Genomic DNA, 18,848 nt, shown 5'->3' with positions numbered 1-18,848 from the left:
CACTTCCTCGCCTTCACCAGCATCGCCTGCACCCTCATCTGCTACCGCAGACTCGCCAAATGAGACGAGCTCTAAGCACCTAATGCCTGGCGAAACGGACCCATGTCAAGTACCACACCGCCGTCGCACGTGGCATCGCTGAAGTCGACCTCGCCGCCTTGCAACATGGCGTGGGCGAAGGAGACCTCGCCGTCGCTGAACACGGCTCCAGCGAAGTTGACCTTGCCGCCGCTGTACGTGGTGCGATCGAAACTGACCTTGCTGCCGTTGTACGTAGTGCGGGTGAAGTTGACCTCGCCGGCACTGAACTCGGCGCAATCGAAGTTGACCTCGCCGCCGCTGAACAGGGCGCGGGTGAAGTTGATCCTGCTGCCGCTGAACTCGGCGCGGGCGAAGTTGACCTCGCCGCCACTGAACTCGGCGCGATCGAAGTACACCTCGCTGCCGCTGAGCCGGGCAGTACCAAAGTTGATTTTGCTGCCACTGAATTCGGCGTAGCCGTAGTAGACCTTGCCGTCGCTTAACTCAACACCCCTGAAGTCGACCTCGCCGCCGGTGAACTCGGCCGCCCCAAAGTTGACCTTGCCGCCGCTGAACTCGGCGTAGCGCAAGTCGACCTTGCTGCCGTTGAACTTGGCGTTGGTGAAGTAGACCGTGCTGCCGCTGAACTTGGCGCTGGTGAAGGAGACCTCGCCGTCGCTGAACTCGGCACCTGTGAAGTAGAGCTCGCCGCCGCTGAACTCGGCGTCGCTGAAGTCGACCTTGCTGCCGTTGAACTTGGCGCTGGTGAAGTAGAGCTCGCCGCCGCTGACATCGGCGCTAGTGAAAGAGAACTCGCCGCCGCTGAACTCGGCGCCGCTGAAGTCGACCGTGCTGCCGCTGAAATCGGAGCTGGTGAAGTAGACCGTGCTGCCGCTGAACTTGGCTTTGGTGAAGTCGACCTCGCTGCCTCCGTACGTGGTGTAAGCGAAGCTGACCTCGCTGCCGCTGAATTTGGCGCTGGTGAAGTGGACCGTGCTGCCGCTGAATTTGGCACCCGTGAAGTGGACCTTGCCGCCCCTGAATTTGGCACCCGTGAAGTGGACCTCGCCGTCGCTGAACTCGGCACCCGTGAAGTGGACCTCGCCGTCGCTGAACTCGGCACCCGTGAAGTAGACCTCGCCTCGAAAGCAGCTTTGAGAGAGGTCGCCGCCGTCGAAGGTTGTGCCGGTGAAGTCCAGGGCGTACGTGCACCAGGCGGTGGTGGCTGCCGGGTTGCGCAGGTGGTCGCGTATGACGCTGATGATGGTCAGGCGTACTTCTCGTTCGCCAACTTTATGTCCCTCACCCTCTGGAACGGGTTGGTAGGGCATGCGCAGGTATGCGCATAGAACGTCGATACAGACCTGACGTTGTTCTTCCCAGTCGTCAGCGAGACGTGCGAGTGCGTAGACCCCGGCGAGTCGCACGGCCGCTTGTTCGTGGCCGAGCTGTTCGGCGGCAGTTGTGTATCGATCGGCGAGCTGGCTGGCATCGGCCCGGTGGGCGTCGCCTTCAGCGATGCGTTGCTTGCGGTAGGCGTAGACGCCTGCAAGGACGGCTCCCGTGAGCGTGAGGACGGTCACGGTTGTTTTGATGACGTCATTGACGTCGACTGGCTTGCGCGGCCTTTGGGCGTCGGCTGCGTGTGCGAGCAGCTCGTACGCGTAGTGGTAGAGAACGAGGCTGAGTGCGCCGACCGCTACCAGTGCTAGTGGAGCCACGATCCAGAAGGACCAGAGCTCGGGGGTGTACCTGCCTTGCGCGGCTTCGCGCCGCCGTCGTAGTGAGATCGCCACACAAAGAGCATGGCTGCGACGGGTAGTTGGGTGCCAACGGAACCCAATTCTCGGCGCATCAAGCGAATGGCGACCAATACGTGACTCGAAGCGTTATACAGACGCGGCAAGGGGAGCGGGGCTCACCTGAGAAGTCGCGTAGCGTCGCCGTGTGCTGGCACTCTTCGACCTCGACAACACCTTGATTGATCGGAACGGGAGCCTGGTGGGCTGGGCGCAGGGTTTCGCGCAATCTCGGCAACTGCCTGACGGCGCTGAGAACGTCATCTGCGAGCGACTTCGCGAGCGGGCCTACCCGGCGGACTTCGTCCATCTGCGGGCGGCACTCGGGCTGGGCGACGACCCCGGTGACCTCTGGCGGGAGTACGTCGATGGCATCGCTCGGTCTGTGCGCTGCTTGCCGGGGGCACGGGAGGGCCTTGACGCGCTGCGCGGTGGGGGATGGACCCTCGGCGTCGCGACGAATGGAGCGGGAGACATCCAACGGGCCAAGCTTGCTGCGGCCGGCATCGTGTCGTACTTCGACGGCATCTGCGTCTCAGAGGAGATTGGTGCCAGGAAACCGGCGCGTGAGCACTTCGCGGCTGCCGCTGCGCTGTGCGGTCGTCAGCTGAGCACTGGCGGCTGGATGGTCGGGGACAATCCCGAGACGGACATAGAAGGGGCCCGAACGGCGGGACTTCGTACGGCGTGGGTGACCACTGGCCGCACGTGGACCGATGGCCTCAGCGAGCCAGACATCGTGGCGTCGGGCGTCGCGGAGGCCATCGTGGCGATGCGTCAGGCGAGGTTCTAGTCAGGCTGACTCTCGCGAGCCTCATGCAGATGCTCAAGTACTTCGGGAATGCCTAGAGACGAATCCCTAAGGTTCTCCCACCGGCTCATGACCGCGGCGGATGCCTCCGCGAGTTCGGCGGGGAGCCCGGCTTCCCGCAGGGTGGCCGCAGCCTCTTCCATCTCGGGACCCCAGCGCCATGACCGCGCAGCCACCTGGGGGATGTAGTCAGTCTCCGCGAGATAGCTGGTAGTACGACCTTGCGCGATGTCGAGTAGCGCCTCATCTACCTCGTATTCACGAGCGAGGGCGTACGAGACTGCAGCTAGTACGCGACTCGTCTTCTGGTAGCTGCTGTACGAGAGCTTTAGCGCGGAGGCGCGGCCGACTCCGCCGGGGAGGACGTGCGGGTGAACCGCCGACCCAGTGAAGAGCGACGCTACAGCGGCCAGCGAATCCTCTGGGCCGGACAGGTAGAGGCGGGGGGATTTCGAGGCGGATGGAGGCGAGCCGATGATGGAGCCGTCCACGACGGTGACCCCGCCCCGGGCTGCGGTGGCGTCGATGCGTGCCATCGTGGCCGGAGAAACGGCGTTGGCGTCCACGTAGATCCCCGTGAACATGTGAGTCGCGACCTCTGCCGCTACGTCCTCTGCGTATGCCGGTGGGCAGATGCTGAGGATGACGTCAGCCGCATCGGTCAGCTCCCGCAAGTCGCGCACTGAGGTCAGCCCGCATCTGAGGGCGCGTTCTTTCGTCGCGAGGCTGCGCCCGGTCGGGCACCACAAAACGTCGGCTCCGCTGCGCTGGACCTGTCTTGCGACCGCGGCGCCCATACTGCCCGGGTGCAGGACTCCGACGACGGTCATCCGAGGAGCCCCCGGATGTCGCGAACTTCGGCCGGCGCGCTCGCCAACCTTGCTTCGTCGATGGCTTGTGCTGCCTCCGCCGCGCTGAGTTGGTCGGTTCGGATGACGCGGGACCAGGGCTCGGCGTCGTGCTGCAAGAGGTCCTGCCGGGTCTCGTGCCAGACCTTGAGCCGGGCGTCCAAGTCCTTGTCTCCACGGCCCTGGCAGCGCTGGCGCGTCACATCTTCGGGGCACCACAGGAGCACCCGCACCCACTGGATGGGGTAGGCCGCGACAGCGCGAACTCCGTCGACCTGGCCCATGTGGAGAACCGGGATGCGGCCGGAGTCGACGAGCGCGGAAACTTGGCCGAGGTCGATGGCGTACTCCGCGTCGTACCGGTTGTTGCGGTACAGAATCTCTCCGGCCTGCGCCAGCGCCTCGATCTGCTCGGCTGTCGTGGTCCGGTACCCCGTAGTGCGGCCGGGGCCGGCCTTGAGCCGCTGGAACAGAACGAACTCCGTCCGCAGGTTGGAAAGTTCAGCAGTGATGGTGTCTTTACCAGATCCCGGAGGCCCGTAGAGGACGACACCGGACGGGCTCACAGCCCGCCGCCGCTCAGAACGTCGCGTGCTTCATCCACCAAAGCGACAGCGGCGCCTAGCCTGTTGTCGACGACAAAGTGCGGACCCTGTGGGCGCATCGTCAGATCGAGCCCCTGCAGGTACTCGTCCCACGACTCCATCTTCCATGCGTCGCGTGCCGCCCCGCGAAATTCGATGTACTCGCGCATGGACTCCGGGTCACACTCAACCCATATGGTTGCGACGGATACACGCTTCGATCGGCAGCGATTATGAAAGCGTTGCATCCACTCCGCTTGTGAGAATTCCGAGATGAACGGGGCGTCTAGGATGGTAGAGGTTCCGCAGTCCACGTTGTCCCATGCCGCCTCCATGAGGCACCGATATTCGAGCGGCCGGACCTTTTCCCGGTAAAGCGCCGAACTCCGGTCGTGAGCTTCCCCGCCCAGCGCGACCAAGAGTTGATCAACCAGCGGACGCGTTAGAGAGTCCTTGTCCAAGATCGGCCAGCCAGTGAGCCCGCCGAGAAACTTTGCGAATTCCGACTTCCCCGACCCCGCATACCCTCCGACCAGGATCACAGCAGGGCCATCGACGCTTCCCCCGCCTGTGCGGCGGCGCCATGCATCGATCACGCGGCTACGCAGCGCCTCGCTGTCTACGTCCTCTGTGCCTTCGCGGATACTGCTGAGCGCTTGGCGTACCGTGTCCGGTTGGTCGAGGACGTTTTGCTCTGTGGAGGCGGGTGCCAGCACGGGCGCCACAGGGGAATCCTCTCCGGGAAGAGCCTTACGGAAGCCGAGCTGAGCTTCGTTGCGACGGTATAGGCGGCAGTACGCCCGGCGGTAGTGCGGGCCGGGATAAACCGAGCCCTTTTCATGGCCCCAAATTGTTTGAAAGTTTGCGGCGATATTAAATCCGTGACGCTCCGCAATTTCGCGGAGCTTTTCTCCGGTTTCTTCCAAGGTGAGGCCTACCTCTCCACGATGCTTACGAAGAAGCTCCGGGTTCCAATCCGGGCGCTGTCGAGCCATCTGCCCCTCCTAGATAGCTACTCGGAGCCGCGAGTGTAGCGGGTCAAGTAGATGCATGAAACGTAGTGATAGAGCTTGTATAAGCGGATGTTTAAAAACGCTGGAATTTTCTCAAGTAGTGGGACGTGATACAGGTTTCGGCGCCGTGGAGGTGAACTATTCCCACACCGAACGAGGAGGTGAACTCCCGACCATGGCAACCGATCAGTCCCAGTCCTGCTCCCCCGCAGGCTCAGTTCCCTTCGAGAGTCGAAATGCGCTCACGGAGCTCCACGACTTCGGCTCGCAGGCTCTCAACCTCTTCTCGGAGGTCGATCACGGCCCCGGACGGATCCGAGAGTCTCGCGGCTTGGGTCGCGTCCTGTGTCAGGAAGGCACCCTTGCCCTGATGGCTCACCACGAGTCCATCCGTCGTGAGTTGGCGAATGGCTGCGCGGGCCACAGTCACCGTGACGCCGTACTGCTTCTGGATCTGCGCAAGCGAGGGAAGCTTCCCGGCCGCGGCGAACTCGTCGTCCGCGATCCTTCGCCGCAGGTCATCCGCAACCTGCTGATAGGCGAACTTGCCGGCCCATTCGACCATCTGCACTCCAAGCCTCGTTGTCGTCTCTGCCTCATAGTGCCTAAGCCGCAGAGATAGAACCAGCGGCTCACGCGTCATGTTCCGCCAGAGAACTTGACGCACTCTGCCTCACAGTGCACTCTGAGGCAGAGCTGACCGGCTCGGGCCCAACTCGGACTCGGCACGGCTGGTCGCTCTTGCGTGAAGCGCCCGGAGGGCCCCGTGAGACGGGTTCGAAGGAAGCGTTCGTTGGTTGACAAGTGGAGATGCGTGCGTTTCGCCGGGTGACACGCCACGGTGGCCTTCCGTCAGGGGGGTGATCGAGGCCCCGAAGCCTGATGGGTCTTCCGCAGAGGCGGGAGAAGGTGACCGGTGAGAGCGTCCCTCACGGGATGCGGCGCATACGTCAGAAGGGCATCGGGGAGGCCGGAACATCCCCGGGACGTGCGGCTGGTGGCCGCTTCTGGGTGATACCGGAGCGGTCGGGCTGAGCGAGCGGAGCATCCCCATACCCGAGGTGACTTGGGCAGATGGGCGCGATGACCGAAGCGCTGGCCGTACGGGCGATAAGGGCGGCACATGGGCACCTGGAGAGGGCCTGTCGGCATGCCGCACCTGCGAGAGGCAGCCGGGCCGATGCCCCGATTCTGCCCCTCGTCATGCGGACAGGGCACCCCTCGAGGCCACTTGGCCGTATTGGGGCTCCCTGTTCGCTTGATGAGTCCGCAACCACAAGCGCGCCGCCCGGAGGTGCAACTCCGGACGGCGCCATACAGGACCTGTGTAGGAGGACCTGTGATCAACAGCATGGCACGCTCCTTAGCTGCCGTCAGCGCCGCCGGCGGCAGCGACGACTCGCGGCACGACCGCGGTGACAAGCGGGCCGACGGGCAACCGCAACTACCCGAACGCGTCCCCGGTCACCCCACCCGGCTGGCGGTGGCGTAATGGCCAACGACCAGGAACGCCGCGCTGAACTGGACCGCCGCAACGACGAGCGCAACAAGCAAAGCCAGCAGGACGCCCGCGCCAAGCGCGGCTGACCGCTGCCCGATCCGCCCGCCCTCCCGGGGCGGGCGGTGAGGGGAGCCGTACAGCCCGTTGCAGCTCCACCCAACACCGCTGCCGGTGGTCATCCCGCCAGATGACGCCACTACGCGCCCGCCGGCAGCGGCGTTTCTTCCAGCCCTTCCCACGAAACCGGAGATACGTCATGGCCACGCCCCTTGCACCTGCACTCCTGACTCTCACCCCCCGCTGCGCCGCCGCACACCGCGACGACGCCAGCCGCTGCGAGGGCCCCCGCGCTGTCGTGCGGGTGATCGACCAGCACGGCAGCGAGGCCACCGGCTGCGTCCACCACGCCGCCGTGCTCTACGCCTCCCTCGTGCGCCCCCGGGTGTATCCCTCACCCGGCCACACGGGCGCCGCCATCGAGGTCTACCGCCGAGCCCAGATGCTCCAGCCCTTCGCCTTCCAGACGGCCACCGCCGCCTGACCAGCATCTCTCCCGCCTATGGGTGGTGGTCATCCCGCCAACGACCGCCCGCCACCCCGGCGCACTTGCCCTTCTCACAGCCCTTTGGAGGCACTCCATGTCCACCCTGACCGCCGTACGCGACCTCGAAGACGGCCCCACCGACGCCGAACTCGAGGCACTCGAAGCCGAACTGCCGATCGTGCAGGCCGAAGCCGAGCTGCTCGACGTCGAGATCAGCCTGCTGGACCAGCCCGCTGCGCCGTGGTCCGAGCGCCGTGTGCGCCGCGCCCACCGCGAAGTGCTCGCCGCCCGCCTGAAGGTGGCCAACCGGACGCGACTGCGCAAGCTCGCTGCCGGCACTGGGGAGGTGGCCTGATGGCCCGCCCGGTGCGCCGCTGCCGCCCTCGCGGCCCCCTGGCCGGGCTGTCCGGCCCGCTGTTCCGCTGGGGCTTCACCCTCGTCGCCGTGGTCGCCTTCGCCCACGAGCACGTCGGTGCCGCGCTGGTGGCCGGCGGCCTGGCCTGGGCGGCCTGGACCGTGCACCCGTCGCCCCGGCGTCGGACGCGCTCCCGGCGGAGGTGCTGCACATGCAGGTAGGCGTCGCGACGCCCTTACCCGACTCCCTGACCCGTCCCGCCCAGAGGGGGAATCCCGCATGATCCGCATCGTCACCTCCCGCCGCCTGGCGGAGATGGAGTCCGAACGCAACCGCCTGCGCGAGCAGGCCGACACCGCCGAGGCGCAGGCTCAGCAGGCCCTGGACCGTGAGGTCGCCACTCAGGTGCGGCTGGCCGGCGAACGTGTGCAGCTGGAGAAGCAGCTCTCGGGTGCTGACTTCGCACGCGAGGTGGCCGAGAGCGCCAACACCAAGCTCCGGGCCGAGGTTGAGGAGCTGGTGGAGGAAGTCCGCCAGGCCGAAGCCCGGCCGAAGTGCGTGTACGTCCTGACGCGCTTCGGCGAGATCCACAGCCTCCACACCAGCCAGGAGGCAGCCAAAGCCGCAGCCGCCCGCAACGGTGCCGACCCCGAAGGCTGGTCCACCGTCCCGAAGGAAAGGCCGCTGGCGCCGTCGCCCTGGGGTATCGCCCACGCGTGCGTCCGTCCCGAGCAGACGGGAGGCACACCGTGATGGAACTGCTGAGGAGTCTTATGCAGGGGCAGCCCGGGTGGCTGCCCCTTCTCGTTGCCACAGCGGTCACCTTTCTGGTCCTCGCGGCCGGGATCACGCTGATCGCCCGCAGGCGGGGCAAGACGCCGTGGCTGGCGGGCATCGGCCCGCAGGCCATCGTCGCCCTGGGCGGCGTCGCGGTCTCGGTGCATGGCCTGTGGGGCTTCGCCCGCGACACCGCGGAGCTCTCGCCGTGGCTGGCAGTGGCGTTCATCGCCGTGTTCGACGCGGCGGAGATGACGCTGCTGGTCATGCTCTACCGCGCCGCCGACCCCAAGGTCGGATGGACGGATGAGCTGCGGCTGATGCACCGCACCGCCTGGACCCTCGTGGGCTTCTCGTCGCTGATGAACGCCGTGCACGCCCCGAACTGGTGGGCACGGCCCGTCATGGCGGCCATTCCGCCGCTGGCGACGTGGCTGATCGAGCTTCAGCTGCGCTCCAAGCTCCACCGCACCGACAAGAATCGTGAAGTGAAGGAGGGTGGCCGGCCGGGGCCGATGCGGCTGCTGCTGCTGATCTGGCAGCACGCCTGGGCTGGCCTCTTCGCCTCCCTCGGTCTGGACCCTGGCCAGTCCGCGAGCGGGATCGCTCGTGCGGCGCGGGCGCAGAAGGCCGCACGCCGCGTCTACCGCCTGCGCCTCGCCCTCACCGCCCCGGGGGCCGGTGCCGGGCGTGGGCAGCGGCGGGTGGCACGCCGTCGGCGGAAGTCGCAGAAGGCTCTGGACAAGGCCGACGTGGCAACCGACCGCGGACAGGCCCTGGCCATGGTCCGCCGCCTCGCGGCCCTGACCCGCGCGGACGACGTCGCCCAGCTCGACTACGCCAACCCCACAACGGTCCTGGAACTCCTCGAAGGGCTCGCGGTCACAGAGGCTGCCGAGCACGCCGAAGCCTCCTCCCGCGCGGAGCAGGCAGAGGCTGCGCGGAAGCGCGCGGAAAGCGCGCGGCAGGAGGCAGAGGCCGCGCGGCAGCGCGCGGAGGAGGCCACCGAAGCCGCGCAGGAACACCTCGAATCCCTCCGTGAGGAGATCGAGAAGGCAGTGGGCGAGGCGGAGGCTGCGCGGCAGCGCGCGGCAGACGCGCGGGAGGAGGAGAACACCGCGCGGCAGCGCGCGGCAACCGCCAGCGGCGCCGCGCAGCAGGAATTGAACGGCGCCCACGAGCGCGCACGGAGGGAGCTGGATCACCTCCAGCAGGAGGCGCGCAAGGCTCAGCAGACACTGACCGATCTCACCTCCCGAGCCCGCAACGCCGAACAGGCCGCACAACAGCAGGAGGCGGCATTGGCGCAGCTCAGCACGCAGGTTCGGGAGGCTGAACTGCTGCGGGAGCGGCTGGCCGGGGACCTCGCCCCGCACGCCGCCGGCGCCCCCGAGGGGGCCGCGGGTGGTGAGGGGCCGTTGTTCCGTTCGGAGGCCAAGCAGGCCGGATGGGAGCACTACCAGAACGTGCTCCAGCACTCCGGCGGCAGCATCGAGCCGACCGCCGGCGAGCTGGCGGACCGGTTCGGTGTGGATGGTGGGAACGCGCGGAACTGGCTGCGGGAGTTCCGTGCCGCGCGCGCCGCGCAGCTTGCCGCGCGCCCGCCGCGCGCTGCCGCGCACCCCACCCATGACGGCGCTCTGACGGGTGTCTCGTGATGGCTGTTGCGCGGTTCTACGACCCGACCGGCGCGCGGTACGGGATGCCCACCTACCCCTGGCGGCTCGCCCCCGAGGGTCTCGCCACGCGCCGTCAGTTACGGGCCAAGGGGCTTCGGCCGGGTGGTCAGCCGGTCGCCGGACAGGTCATGTGGCGCTCGCGCCGCTACCAGTCCGGTGTCCGGGTGGCCTACCTCTACCGCCTTGAACGAGCGCTGCCGGTGCGTGAGATGACGCCCGGCAGGTGGGCGGCACTGGCAAAGGCCCTTGCCGCCCGCCGTATCTGTCCCGGCTGCGGCCTGGACCGCGGCTACACCATCCCGACCTCACTCGGCACCTGCGTGCCGTGTGCCGACCCGATGTCACTCGCTGCCTGACCTGGAGGAACGCAATGGCACACACCGAATCCGAGCGCTGCAGCACCGCGACGCAGAAGCAGAGCGAGTACTTCTACGTGCTCACGGTCCAAAAGCCGGTGGACCGTGGCTTCGCCGTTCAGACCTCGCACGGGACCGCCACGCTTCCCGACGGCGTCAGCCGCCAGGACGCCTTCACCTGGGCGATGGAGGAGATGTGCAACCACCGCCCGGAGATGCGGGGCGGCAACGTCACGTTCTTCTCCCTCGAACCCAATCGCCTCTGACCTGCTCATTAGTGCGCCCCCGGCCCGCTTTCCAGGGCCCGGCCGGGGGCGCTCTTTCACACCCATGAAGGGAGCACCACCAGGATGACGGACACCACGATGAAGCCGGTAGAGGCCCCCGAGGCCGCACCGGCGACCGACCCTCCGCCGCAGCCTCCCGACACGACACCCGCCTCGGATACGACGGTGGTGGAGCACACACCGGGCGGCTGGCCGGTCGTGCCGCTCGCGCTGACCGGCACCAACGCCACCGCGTCGCTGCTGGGTTCGGCTGCGCTGGTGGGTGGTCCGGCCGCGCTTGCGGTCGCCGCGACCGGCGCCGCCGTCCTCGGCACCGCCGCCGCGACCCGTGCCCGCCGCAACCGCACGAAGACGCAGGCCCGCACGGGCACCAACTCCCAGGCCCGGAAGGGTGCTGGTGGCCGGGTGCCGCGCCAGCGCAGTGCCTCGACGCTCGGCACGTCCGGCCGCAAGCCCGGCGGGAGTCGGGGAAAGGCTGCTGGTGGGCTGGGTAAGTCCTCGCGCTCGTCGGTTGGTTCGGGCAGGTCGCGGGGTCGTGTGGGGCAGGTCAAGGCCCTGCGGGACGCGCAGCGGAAGAACGCGCCGTCGCGTGCTCAGCGCCGCACGGCCACCAACGCGGCCCGCCGCTCTGCAGCGGACGCTCGCCGCGACGCCAAGTCCCGCGCCAGGAACGCCTCCCTGGCCGGGCGGGGGCCGATCGGCCGCGGCCTGGGCAAGGGACTGCGCGGGGCGGGGAAGGCCTGCAGCGCGGCTGTGGACAAGGCCCGCAAGGAACGGGACCGACGCAATGCCGGGAAGGTCGCTGACCAGCGCGCGAACGTGCGCAAGGCCCCCGCGAAGAAGCGCGCCCGTCGGGCGCTGTGGCGCTCTGCCGCCCGATTCCAGGGACGGTGTCTGGTGGCCGCGTTGCTGGCCAGCGCCCTCGGTGTCGTCGGCCTGGTCACCACCCCGCTGGGACGGAAGCTCGGCTGGCGCTGGCTGCAATACCCCGGCCGCCGCCTCTACTGGAGCCTGACCGACTCCGCCCGCCAGCAGCGGGACGAGCGCGACGAACAAATCCGCGCTGACCAGGCCGATGAGGAGGCCGCCGCCGATGCGGAAGCGGCCGACGACGGCAGCGACGACATCGGTGAGAAGGCAGAGCGTCCGGCCGGTCTCGTGCCGGCCACACCCGAGCCCCACACGACGGAAGGAGAGCACGTGTCCGGTTTCAGGTTCGAGGACTACGCGGCGGAGATGGAGTCCGCCGCGAACAGCTACGACCCGGAGAACGCCATGGAGATCCTCGCCATGGTCGAAGGCATCCCCGCCGCCCTGACCTCGGTGGCGAACGTAATGAAGATCCTCGCCGAGCGCGCCGACCACGAGTTTCCGCTGGAGAAGCAGGTCGCGGACGGCTTCAACGACATCTTCGGCGCCGTCATGAGCGCCGTCGCGGTCGCTGAGGACATGGGCCCGCTCTTCCGCACAGCGCACGAGCAGGACATCGCCCGCCACGAGGACCCCCGCAACGGCACCGATGCCGAGAAGGGCTGGAACGTCTGAGATGAGTGCACCCACCGTGAACCTCAACAAGCCGAAGACCAGCAAGAACCGCAGGTCGAAGAAGGCTGACGGTGGGCCGGTGTGGGACTGGGCGGCCGGGCACGGACCCGTGACCGGCGCCCTGTCCGCCACCACCGGCGCGTTCGCCGTCGCCACCACCGGAGCCGCCGTCGGCATGCCCCCCACCTGGGCCCTCGCGGTCGGCGCCGCCGGAGCCATCGGCCACACCATCACCAGCCTCCGCGACAAGCTCGCCGCCCGCACCGTGTCCATGCGCGCCGCATCCTGGCTCCTGGGAGCCGGATGGACGACCTGGGCCATGACCACCGGCCCGCTGTCCTGGACCGCCCTCGGCTCCCTCGCCACATTGGGTGTCGGCATCGGCGCGTCCGCGCGGGCGACACTTCTGCACGAAGAGGCCCGCGAGCTGGAGGCCCTGGCCGCTGCCGAGCGGCAGGTCGCCCGCGAACTGTCCGCCGAACGACGCCAGATCGCCGCGGAGTGGGTGGACCGGATCCAGCGCGTGTGCGGCGTGACGGTGCGAGTGGTGGCGGTGGAGATGTGGCCCACCGCCACCGGCTTCACCATCGACGCCGAACTCCCCACCGGCGGCGTCACCTACGACAAGATCGCACGCGAATCCGCACGGCTCTCCGGCGACGCCAAGCTGCCCCACGGCTGCACCGCCACCGCCTCCCCCGGCATCCACCAAGGCCGCGTCCTGATCGACGTGACCACCGTGAACGTGTTGGTCGAGGAGCGCACCTACCCCACCGACTACAGCCCGCTCAGCGTGCTGTCGGGGCTGCCGTGGGGGCTGCGGACCAACGGTGAGGAGGTGCGCGTCTACCTGCGGGAGCAGTGCGCGCTGGTGGTCGGTCCGACGGGGTCGGGGAAGACGAACATGGTTCACACGATCCTGGCCGGGTTCGCCCGCGCCACGGACGTGCTGACCTGGGTCATCGACCTCAACGCCGGATCCGCCGGCCTCCCCTGGGTCGGCCCCGCCCTCGCGGGCGACGGGTCGTTCGTGGACGGGATGCGGCCCGGTGTGGACTGGCTCGCCTCCACCCACGACGAAGCCGTGCGCATGCTCGATACGGCGATCGCGGTGATGAAGGAACGCAAGCGCGCCTACCAGGACCTGCTGGCCAAGCACAACACAGACCTGCTGCCGGTCAACTCAAAGATCCCGCAGATCGAACTGGTCGTGGACGAGGGCGCGGAGATCCTGGTCAGCAACGACCGGGCCACCCGCAAACTCGCCGAGAAGATCCTGGAGTTCATCCGCATCGCCCGCGCCATGGGCGGCCGCACCGTCCTCACCGCCCTCGGAGCCACCGGCTCCGTGCTGGGAAACCTGATGATCCGCCGCGAGGCGAAGGTCCGCGCCGCCCTCACGGGCGGGGAGACCGAGGGCATGGACCTGTCCAAGATGTTCCCCGGCACCCGCGGCCTCCGAGTCGATCAGGCCCCCTACAAGGGCGCCGGGTTCATGGGAACCCCCGAGTCCCCGGCCGCGCTGTTCAAGGCCTGGCGGATCCTGCCCAACCAGATCCGCGACATCACCGCCGCCACCAGCGACCGCCACCCCACCCTCGATGCGAAGTCAGCACGCGCCGCGGGCGAGACCTACGCCCGCCGTTGGGACCCGGAGCGCACCGCATGGATGCGCGACAGCGGCTTCGGTCCGGTGCCCGCTGGCCGGGACGAGCAGGGCAGCGGGGGAGGGCTGAACCTCTCCGCCCTCCGGGGCGAGCGGCCGCCCACGAGTGGGCCGGATGAGAACGCTCGCCGCGAATGGGATGAGCTGACCGCGAAGTTCCGAGCCGAGATCGACGCCCAGTTCGGCACCGCGCCCTCCCCCGGCGACGAGCCGCCGGCGGAAGGGCCGCCGGTTTCGTCGGGTGGGTTGAACCTGTCCGCGAACGAGGACAACCCCGCCCGCGACGCAGCCCTCGCGCTGCTGCTGGCCGCCGGGCCGGACGGCACGGGTGCCTCTGCGATCGCCCGTGGGCTCGCTGAGGAGTACGGCACCACCCGGCAGACGGTCGTCGGCTGGCTGAAGTCCTGGACCGACGACGGCACCGCCGTACGGGTCGGCACCGGCACCAAAGCCCGCTACGTCCACCACCGCCACGCGCCCGGAAGTGGCGGTCAGGGGTGAGTGTTTGTCGCTTGTCGCCCACCGGTTCGAGAAAGCCCCTGTGCGGCTCTCAGAGGGCCGAAACCAGGCTTTGACCTGGAAGGCGACAAGCGACAAGACAAGACAAGCGACAAGCCGCACGACAAGCAACACGACAAGCCAGACGACGGGCAGCACCCCCGCGAAACGGGGTGCTGCCCGTCGCTCGTGAAGGGAGCATCTTGTGCACCCCGACACCACATACGAGATCACCACCCACCGCACCGGCGCCCGCGTGCTCCACCCCGAGCCGCTCACCCGGCCGCCGATGGCACCGCACGAGATCCCGCCCGGCGTCGAGCTGGTGACCCTCCCCGGCGGCATCCGCACCCTCGCCTACACCCAGCCCCCGCCCGCCGCCGCACCCGTGGCGCGGGCCGCGCAGCCGGTCCCCGCGTGGGCCAAGACCACCGCGCTCCTCGCGCCGACCATCGGCGCCGGCATCGGCGCGGGCGGCTTCGGCCTCCACTACGCCGCACCCGGAGTCATCGCCATGACCGACGCCCTGTGGGCCGCCGTCGCCCTCATCGCCACCACCTGCGCCAGCACCGCCTACCTCCTGTCCCGATGGCGGCACCGGACGCCCGCCCAGATCACCCAGAACATCACCGCCCACGGCCTCTTCGGCCGCGCCAACGGAACCATCAACCAGTAAGGAGCACTGCATGCGACTGCGCATCCACCGACAGTCCTGGCCCCGCCCCGCGCTCATCCTCACCGACACACCCCGGCCCAACTGCTGGGCGTGCGACGGAGACGGCGGTCACGAACGCGACTACGGCCACCCGGAGACCGGCGAATACGACGGGACCGACTGGGACCCCTGCCCGTGCTGGGACAACCGCCGCGCCTGGACCCTCCTGCCCCTGCCCCGACTGCGGCGCCGGACCAGCCCCGGCTACAGCAGCGAACCGCCCTTCTGACCACCCGAGAACCGACCCGAATTCACAAGCTCACGACAAGGGACACACACATGGCCATGGGAGACACCCCCATCACCGTCATCGGCAACCTCACCAGCGACCCCGAGCTGAAGTTCACCCAGAGCGGCGCGGCGTTGGCGCGGTTCACCGTCGCCTCCACACCCCGCACCTTCGACCGCGAATCCGGCCAGTACAAGGACGGCACCGCGATGTTCATGCGCTGCTCCGCCTGGCGCGGCCTCGCCGAGCACGTCACCGAGTCCCTCGCCAAGGGATCCCGGGTGATCGTCTCCGGTCGCCTGCGCCAGTTCGACTGGCAGACCGATCAGGGCGAGAACCGCTCGATGCTCGCCCTCGAAGTCGACGACATCGGCCCGTCACTGAAGTTCGCCACCGCCACCACCACCAAGGCCACCAGCGGCGGCAACGGGAGCGGCTCCAACGGTGCCGGTGACCCCTGGAGCACCGGGAGCACGCCGGCGGGCGACGAGCCGCCGTTCTGAGTCTGCCCGGGGGCGGTGGTCATCCCGCCAAGGCGCCCACCGCCCCCGGCCCTTCTCACAGCCCTACACGGAACTGGAGAGCTTCCATCATGACCCAACCCGCAGCCACCGCGCTGCACCAGGCAGCACTGGCCGCTGCTGCGCGCGGCTGGCGCGTCTTCCCCCTCCGCCCCGACAACAAGCGTCCCACCGGACACCGCCAAGCCGACTGCCCCCGCACCGGCCACTGCACCGACGGACATCTCACCCCCGAGCAGCGAGCCACCACCGACCCCGACCTGATCCGAGCCGCATGGAGCCGCCGCCCATACGGGATCGGCATCGCCACCGGGCCGAGCGGACTGGTCGTCATCGACCTCGACCTGCCGAAAGACGGGAGCGACGCGCCTGACGGCGCGACGACCTTCTCCGCGCTCTGCGAGCGCGCCGGACAGCCCTGGCCCACCACCTACACGGTGCGGACCCGCCGCGGCGGATGGCACCTGTACTTCACCAACCCGCATGGTGTGCGCCTCGGGCTGACCAGCAAGAAGCTCGGGCCGAACATCGACACCCGCGCCTGGGGCGGCTACGTCGTGGCCGCCGGAAGCACCGTCGGCGGCAAGCCATACCGCCTCCACCACGACACCACCCCGGCCCCGTTGCCGACCTGGCTTCACGAGGCGCTCGCACCCACACCGCGCCCTGCCCGGCCGGTACCGGTACCGCAGGCGCGGAACGCCTCCCGCTACGCGAGCGCGGCGCTACGCAACGAAACTGCCAACGTCGCCAGTGCTGGGGACGGGGTGCGCAACTGGACCCTGCTGAGGGCCGCACGCGCCTTGGGGCGTCTGGTGGCCAGCGGCGACCTGAGCCGGGGCGAGGTTCAAGAGGCTCTTAGTGGGGCGGCGCTCTCGGGCGGTGGTGAGTCGCAGCGCTACTACGACGACGTCATCAACCGAGGGCTCGACTGGTCCATCCGCAACAACCCACAGCGACGGCCGGCATGACCAACCCCCTCACGCCTCCGCCCACTAAGAGCCTCCCTACCCACCGTGGGGCCCGCCTCGCCGCCGCTCCGCTTGAGCACGGCGACAGCGGACGGCTTAGTCGTCGGCCGAAGGCCGTCCCTCTCAGCCCCTGCTGCTCGCGCAACTCCAGCGGCAGGGAGGCGACATGAGCCAGATCATCGAGCCGTTCGTGGGGCTGCACGTCATCGCCCCACCGGACTGGCGAGCCATCCCGTCAGCGACCGCCGTGTGCCGGTGCGGCCGATCCCGGCACGCCCGCGGCCGGGAGCGCGTGCGAGTCCTCATCGAGGCCTACACCGCCCATCGCGAGACCTGCACCGGCCAGCCAGAGACTCCTGAGACCACCCGGAGCGCAGCATGACCCCACCCAAGAAGACACCGCCGGAGCCGATCGACGGCGCGGCGCTGCTCGATGAAGTCGAGGCCTTCCACCGTCGCTTCAACATCTTTCCGACCGAAGCCGCCTACGTGGCTGTGGCGTTGTGGGACGCGCACGCCCACCTCATCGACGCACTCGATGGCACCGCCCGCCTCGCCTTCCTGAGCCCGGAGCCGGGTTCAGGGAAGTCCCGAGCGCTGGAGATCATCGAAACCCTCACTCCTCGCGCGGCGACCACCGTCAACGCCTCCGCCAACGCGCTCTTCCGGCTCGTGGCGGCAGACGAAGGAGGCCCCACGCTCCTCTTTGACGAGATCGACACCGTCTTCGGCCCCAAAGCAGGCGGCAACGAAGAGGTCCGCGGGTTCCTCAACTCCGGCTACCGCCGCGGCGCGAAGTCCCTGCGCTGCATCGGAGACGGCTCCGACCAGAAGGCCGGATGGTTCGACTCGTTCTGCGCGGTCGCCATGGCCGGTCTCGGCTCGCTGCCGGACACGATCCTGACCCGCTCCATCATCATCCGGATGCGCAAGAAGGCACCGAACGAGAAGTGCGAGCCCTACCGGCGGCGCGTCCACGAGAAGCAGGGACACGCCCTGCGTGACCGCCTCGCCGACTGGACCGCCACCATCCACGACCAGGTCGCCCAGGCGTGGCCGGAGATGCCCGAAGGTGTCTCCGACCGGCCCGCCGACGTGTGGGAGCCGCTCCTCGCAGTCGCCGACGCAGCCGGCGGCCACTGGCCCGAGCGGGCCCGCGCCGCCTGCCTCACCCTGATCAAGGCCGCGCAGGAAGGCGACGAAGCCTCCCTCGGAGTACGGCTGTTGACCGACCTGCGCGACCGCGTCTTCTGCGGCGTCGACCGCATGCCCACCGCCGCCATCCTCGAAGTCCTCCTCGGACTCGATGACGCTCCATGGGGCGACCTGACCGACGACGGAAAGCCGCTCACCTCCCGCGGCCTGTCCAAGCTCCTCAAGCAGTACGTCCGTCCCGACAACACCCCCATCCGCCCACGCGGAATCCGGGTCGGCAGCGGCACCCCCAAGGGCTACTACGCGGAAGACCTCAGCGACGCCTGGGCCCGCTACTGCCCCCCCACCCCCGGAGAATCCGCAACAGCCGCAACAGCCGCAACACCGCAGGTCAACGAGGGTGAATCTGTGGCGGAAGACTCATCCGAGAACCGCCACATGCTCGCCGAAGCCGAAACACGCGCCCTGCGCAGCGTCAGCTAACCCGACTCGCTGGATAGGTGCCGACACGCCTTCGCGTGTCGGCACCTATCCGCAACACAACCGGCATCCGCCACAAATCCAAGCCGCTGACCAGCAATGTTGCGGCGTGGCGGATGTTGCGGATTCCCCAGAAGGCAGAGAGGAGTCACGAAGGTGTCGAGAGAGACTGGGCTCCCCCCGAGCTATTCGGCGGCGGAGGTGGCGACATCCCTTGGGTGCTCGGAGTGGTGGGTCAAGGAACAAGCCCGACGACGACGCATCCCCTTCATGAAGAGCGGCGGCAGCTACCGCTTCACCACTGATCACGTCCGGGAGATCTTCCACATCCTCGAAGAGCGGCCCCGTCCGGCAGCAAGTCCCACTGAGAGCGAGGCCGTACCTCATCGCCGAGTTCAGACGCAGCCGATGGGACCCGTAGTGAGTCTCCGTGCACGCCGCCCGAGGCGCACACGGAACGCCGCTTGACAGATGAACTGATCGCGGAGGGGTG

The 18,848-nt window shown here is 68.6% G+C and carries 23 protein-coding genes; 18 read left to right on the top strand and 5 right to left on the bottom strand.

The annotated features are described in order from the left end of the window. Positions 1–71 precede the first annotated feature (71 nt). The gene (locus IEY56_RS22795; RefSeq protein WP_189039146.1) at positions 72–1,817 is read right to left on the bottom strand and encodes a pentapeptide repeat-containing protein; all 1,746 of its coding nucleotides are present in this window, start codon (positions 1,815–1,817) and stop codon (positions 72–74) included. A 151-nt stretch (positions 1,818–1,968) separates the two neighbouring features. Here IEY56_RS22795 and IEY56_RS22790 point away from each other — a divergent pair, with 151 nt between their 5' ends. Then, positions 1,969–2,613 (top strand): HAD family hydrolase, encoded by a 645-nt coding sequence (locus tag IEY56_RS22790; protein WP_189039145.1) that lies wholly within the window; start codon positions 1,969–1,971, stop codon positions 2,611–2,613. Here IEY56_RS22790 and IEY56_RS22785 read toward each other — a convergent pair. From IEY56_RS22785 to IEY56_RS22770, 4 genes are all read right to left on the bottom strand, one after another. Next, positions 2,610–3,461, bottom strand: a complete 852-nt coding sequence (locus IEY56_RS22785) for a DUF1932 domain-containing protein (RefSeq protein WP_189039144.1) — start codon at positions 3,459–3,461, stop codon at positions 2,610–2,612. The genes IEY56_RS22790 and IEY56_RS22785 overlap by 4 nt on opposite strands. Next, complete coding sequence (locus tag IEY56_RS22780) at positions 3,458–4,045, bottom strand: DEAD/DEAH box helicase family protein (protein ID WP_189039143.1); 588 nt, start codon at positions 4,043–4,045, stop codon at positions 3,458–3,460. Before IEY56_RS22780 ends, IEY56_RS22785 begins: the two co-directional genes overlap by 4 nt. Next, entirely contained in the window at positions 4,042–5,058 is a 1,017-nt protein-coding gene (locus IEY56_RS22775) for a P-loop nucleotide/nucleoside kinase family protein (RefSeq protein WP_189039142.1), read from the bottom strand. The genes IEY56_RS22780 and IEY56_RS22775 overlap by 4 nt, the downstream gene beginning before the upstream one ends. Before the next feature lie 232 nt (positions 5,059–5,290). Next, positions 5,291–5,719: a GntR family transcriptional regulator gene (locus IEY56_RS22770; RefSeq protein ID WP_189039141.1), complete on the bottom strand. Its 429-nt coding sequence runs from the start codon at positions 5,717–5,719 to the stop codon at positions 5,291–5,293. Positions 5,720–6,415: 696 nt separating this feature from the next. Between IEY56_RS22770 and IEY56_RS22765 the strand changes: the two genes are divergently transcribed. From IEY56_RS22765 to IEY56_RS28665, 17 genes are all read left to right on the top strand, one after another. Next, positions 6,416–6,568 (top strand): hypothetical protein, encoded by a 153-nt coding sequence (locus tag IEY56_RS22765; RefSeq protein WP_189039140.1) that lies wholly within the window; start codon positions 6,416–6,418, stop codon positions 6,566–6,568. 265 nt (positions 6,569–6,833) lie between these two features. After that, positions 6,834–7,118, top strand: coding sequence for a hypothetical protein (locus IEY56_RS22760; protein WP_229712124.1), 285 nt, complete (start codon positions 6,834–6,836; stop codon positions 7,116–7,118). A gap of 97 nt (positions 7,119–7,215) precedes the next feature. Further along, complete coding sequence (locus IEY56_RS22755) at positions 7,216–7,476, top strand: DUF6284 family protein (protein WP_189039139.1); 261 nt, start codon at positions 7,216–7,218, stop codon at positions 7,474–7,476. Then, positions 7,476–7,697, top strand: a complete 222-nt coding sequence (locus IEY56_RS22750; protein WP_189039138.1) for a hypothetical protein — start codon at positions 7,476–7,478, stop codon at positions 7,695–7,697. Before IEY56_RS22755 ends, IEY56_RS22750 begins: the two co-directional genes overlap by 1 nt. 58 nt (positions 7,698–7,755) lie before the next feature. Beyond that, entirely contained in the window at positions 7,756–8,229 is a 474-nt protein-coding gene (locus IEY56_RS22745) for a hypothetical protein (RefSeq protein ID WP_189039137.1), read from the top strand. 20 nt (positions 8,230–8,249) lie between these two features. Continuing rightward, positions 8,250–9,911 (top strand): DUF2637 domain-containing protein, encoded by a 1,662-nt coding sequence (locus tag IEY56_RS22740; RefSeq protein WP_189039136.1) that lies wholly within the window; start codon positions 8,250–8,252, stop codon positions 9,909–9,911. Beyond that, positions 9,911–10,288 carry an RRQRL motif-containing zinc-binding protein gene (locus tag IEY56_RS22735; protein WP_189039135.1) on the top strand — a complete coding sequence of 126 codons (378 nt, stop codon included), beginning with the start codon at positions 9,911–9,913 and terminating at the stop codon, positions 10,286–10,288. Before IEY56_RS22740 ends, IEY56_RS22735 begins: the two co-directional genes overlap by 1 nt. 14 nt (positions 10,289–10,302) lie before the next feature. Beyond that, positions 10,303–10,554: a hypothetical protein gene (locus IEY56_RS22730; protein WP_189039134.1), complete on the top strand. Its 252-nt coding sequence runs from the start codon at positions 10,303–10,305 to the stop codon at positions 10,552–10,554. A gap of 84 nt (positions 10,555–10,638) precedes the next feature. Further along, a complete protein-coding gene (locus IEY56_RS22725; RefSeq protein WP_189039133.1) occupies positions 10,639–12,120 on the top strand; it encodes a hypothetical protein in 1,482 nt (493 codons plus the stop codon). A gap of 1 nt (position 12,121) precedes the next feature. Then, a complete protein-coding gene (locus IEY56_RS22720) occupies positions 12,122–14,287 on the top strand; it encodes a hypothetical protein (RefSeq protein ID WP_229712123.1) in 2,166 nt (721 codons plus the stop codon). Between the two features lie 202 nt (positions 14,288–14,489). Further along, positions 14,490–14,960 carry a hypothetical protein gene (locus IEY56_RS22715; RefSeq protein WP_373292160.1) on the top strand — a complete coding sequence of 157 codons (471 nt, stop codon included), beginning with the start codon at positions 14,490–14,492 and terminating at the stop codon, positions 14,958–14,960. 10 nt (positions 14,961–14,970) lie between these two features. Next, the gene (locus IEY56_RS22710; RefSeq protein WP_189039132.1) at positions 14,971–15,228 is read left to right on the top strand and encodes a hypothetical protein; all 258 of its coding nucleotides are present in this window, start codon (positions 14,971–14,973) and stop codon (positions 15,226–15,228) included. A gap of 50 nt (positions 15,229–15,278) precedes the next feature. Further along, positions 15,279–15,731 (top strand): single-stranded DNA-binding protein, encoded by a 453-nt coding sequence (gene ssb / locus IEY56_RS22705; RefSeq protein ID WP_189039131.1) that lies wholly within the window; start codon positions 15,279–15,281, stop codon positions 15,729–15,731. An 89-nt stretch (positions 15,732–15,820) separates the two neighbouring features. Then, positions 15,821–16,720, top strand: coding sequence for a bifunctional DNA primase/polymerase (locus IEY56_RS22700; protein WP_189039130.1), 900 nt, complete (start codon positions 15,821–15,823; stop codon positions 16,718–16,720). 166 nt (positions 16,721–16,886) lie between these two features. Continuing rightward, the gene (locus IEY56_RS22695; RefSeq protein ID WP_189039169.1) at positions 16,887–17,102 is read left to right on the top strand and encodes a hypothetical protein; all 216 of its coding nucleotides are present in this window, start codon (positions 16,887–16,889) and stop codon (positions 17,100–17,102) included. Further along, complete coding sequence (locus IEY56_RS22690; RefSeq protein WP_189039129.1) at positions 17,099–18,358, top strand: DUF3631 domain-containing protein; 1,260 nt, start codon at positions 17,099–17,101, stop codon at positions 18,356–18,358. Before IEY56_RS22695 ends, IEY56_RS22690 begins: the two co-directional genes overlap by 4 nt. 96 nt (positions 18,359–18,454) lie before the next feature. Beyond that, positions 18,455–18,823 carry a helix-turn-helix domain-containing protein gene (locus tag IEY56_RS28665; RefSeq protein ID WP_229712122.1) on the top strand — a complete coding sequence of 123 codons (369 nt, stop codon included), beginning with the start codon at positions 18,455–18,457 and terminating at the stop codon, positions 18,821–18,823. The last annotated feature ends 25 nt before the right edge of the window (positions 18,824–18,848 follow it).

It is taken from the genome of Streptomyces daqingensis (assembly GCF_014645895.1).
GTDB lineage: Bacteria > Actinomycetota > Actinomycetes > Streptomycetales > Streptomycetaceae > Streptomyces > Streptomyces daqingensis.
Note: the sequence above shows the minus strand (reverse complement) of the source record. Positions and strands in the feature narration are given on the sequence as shown.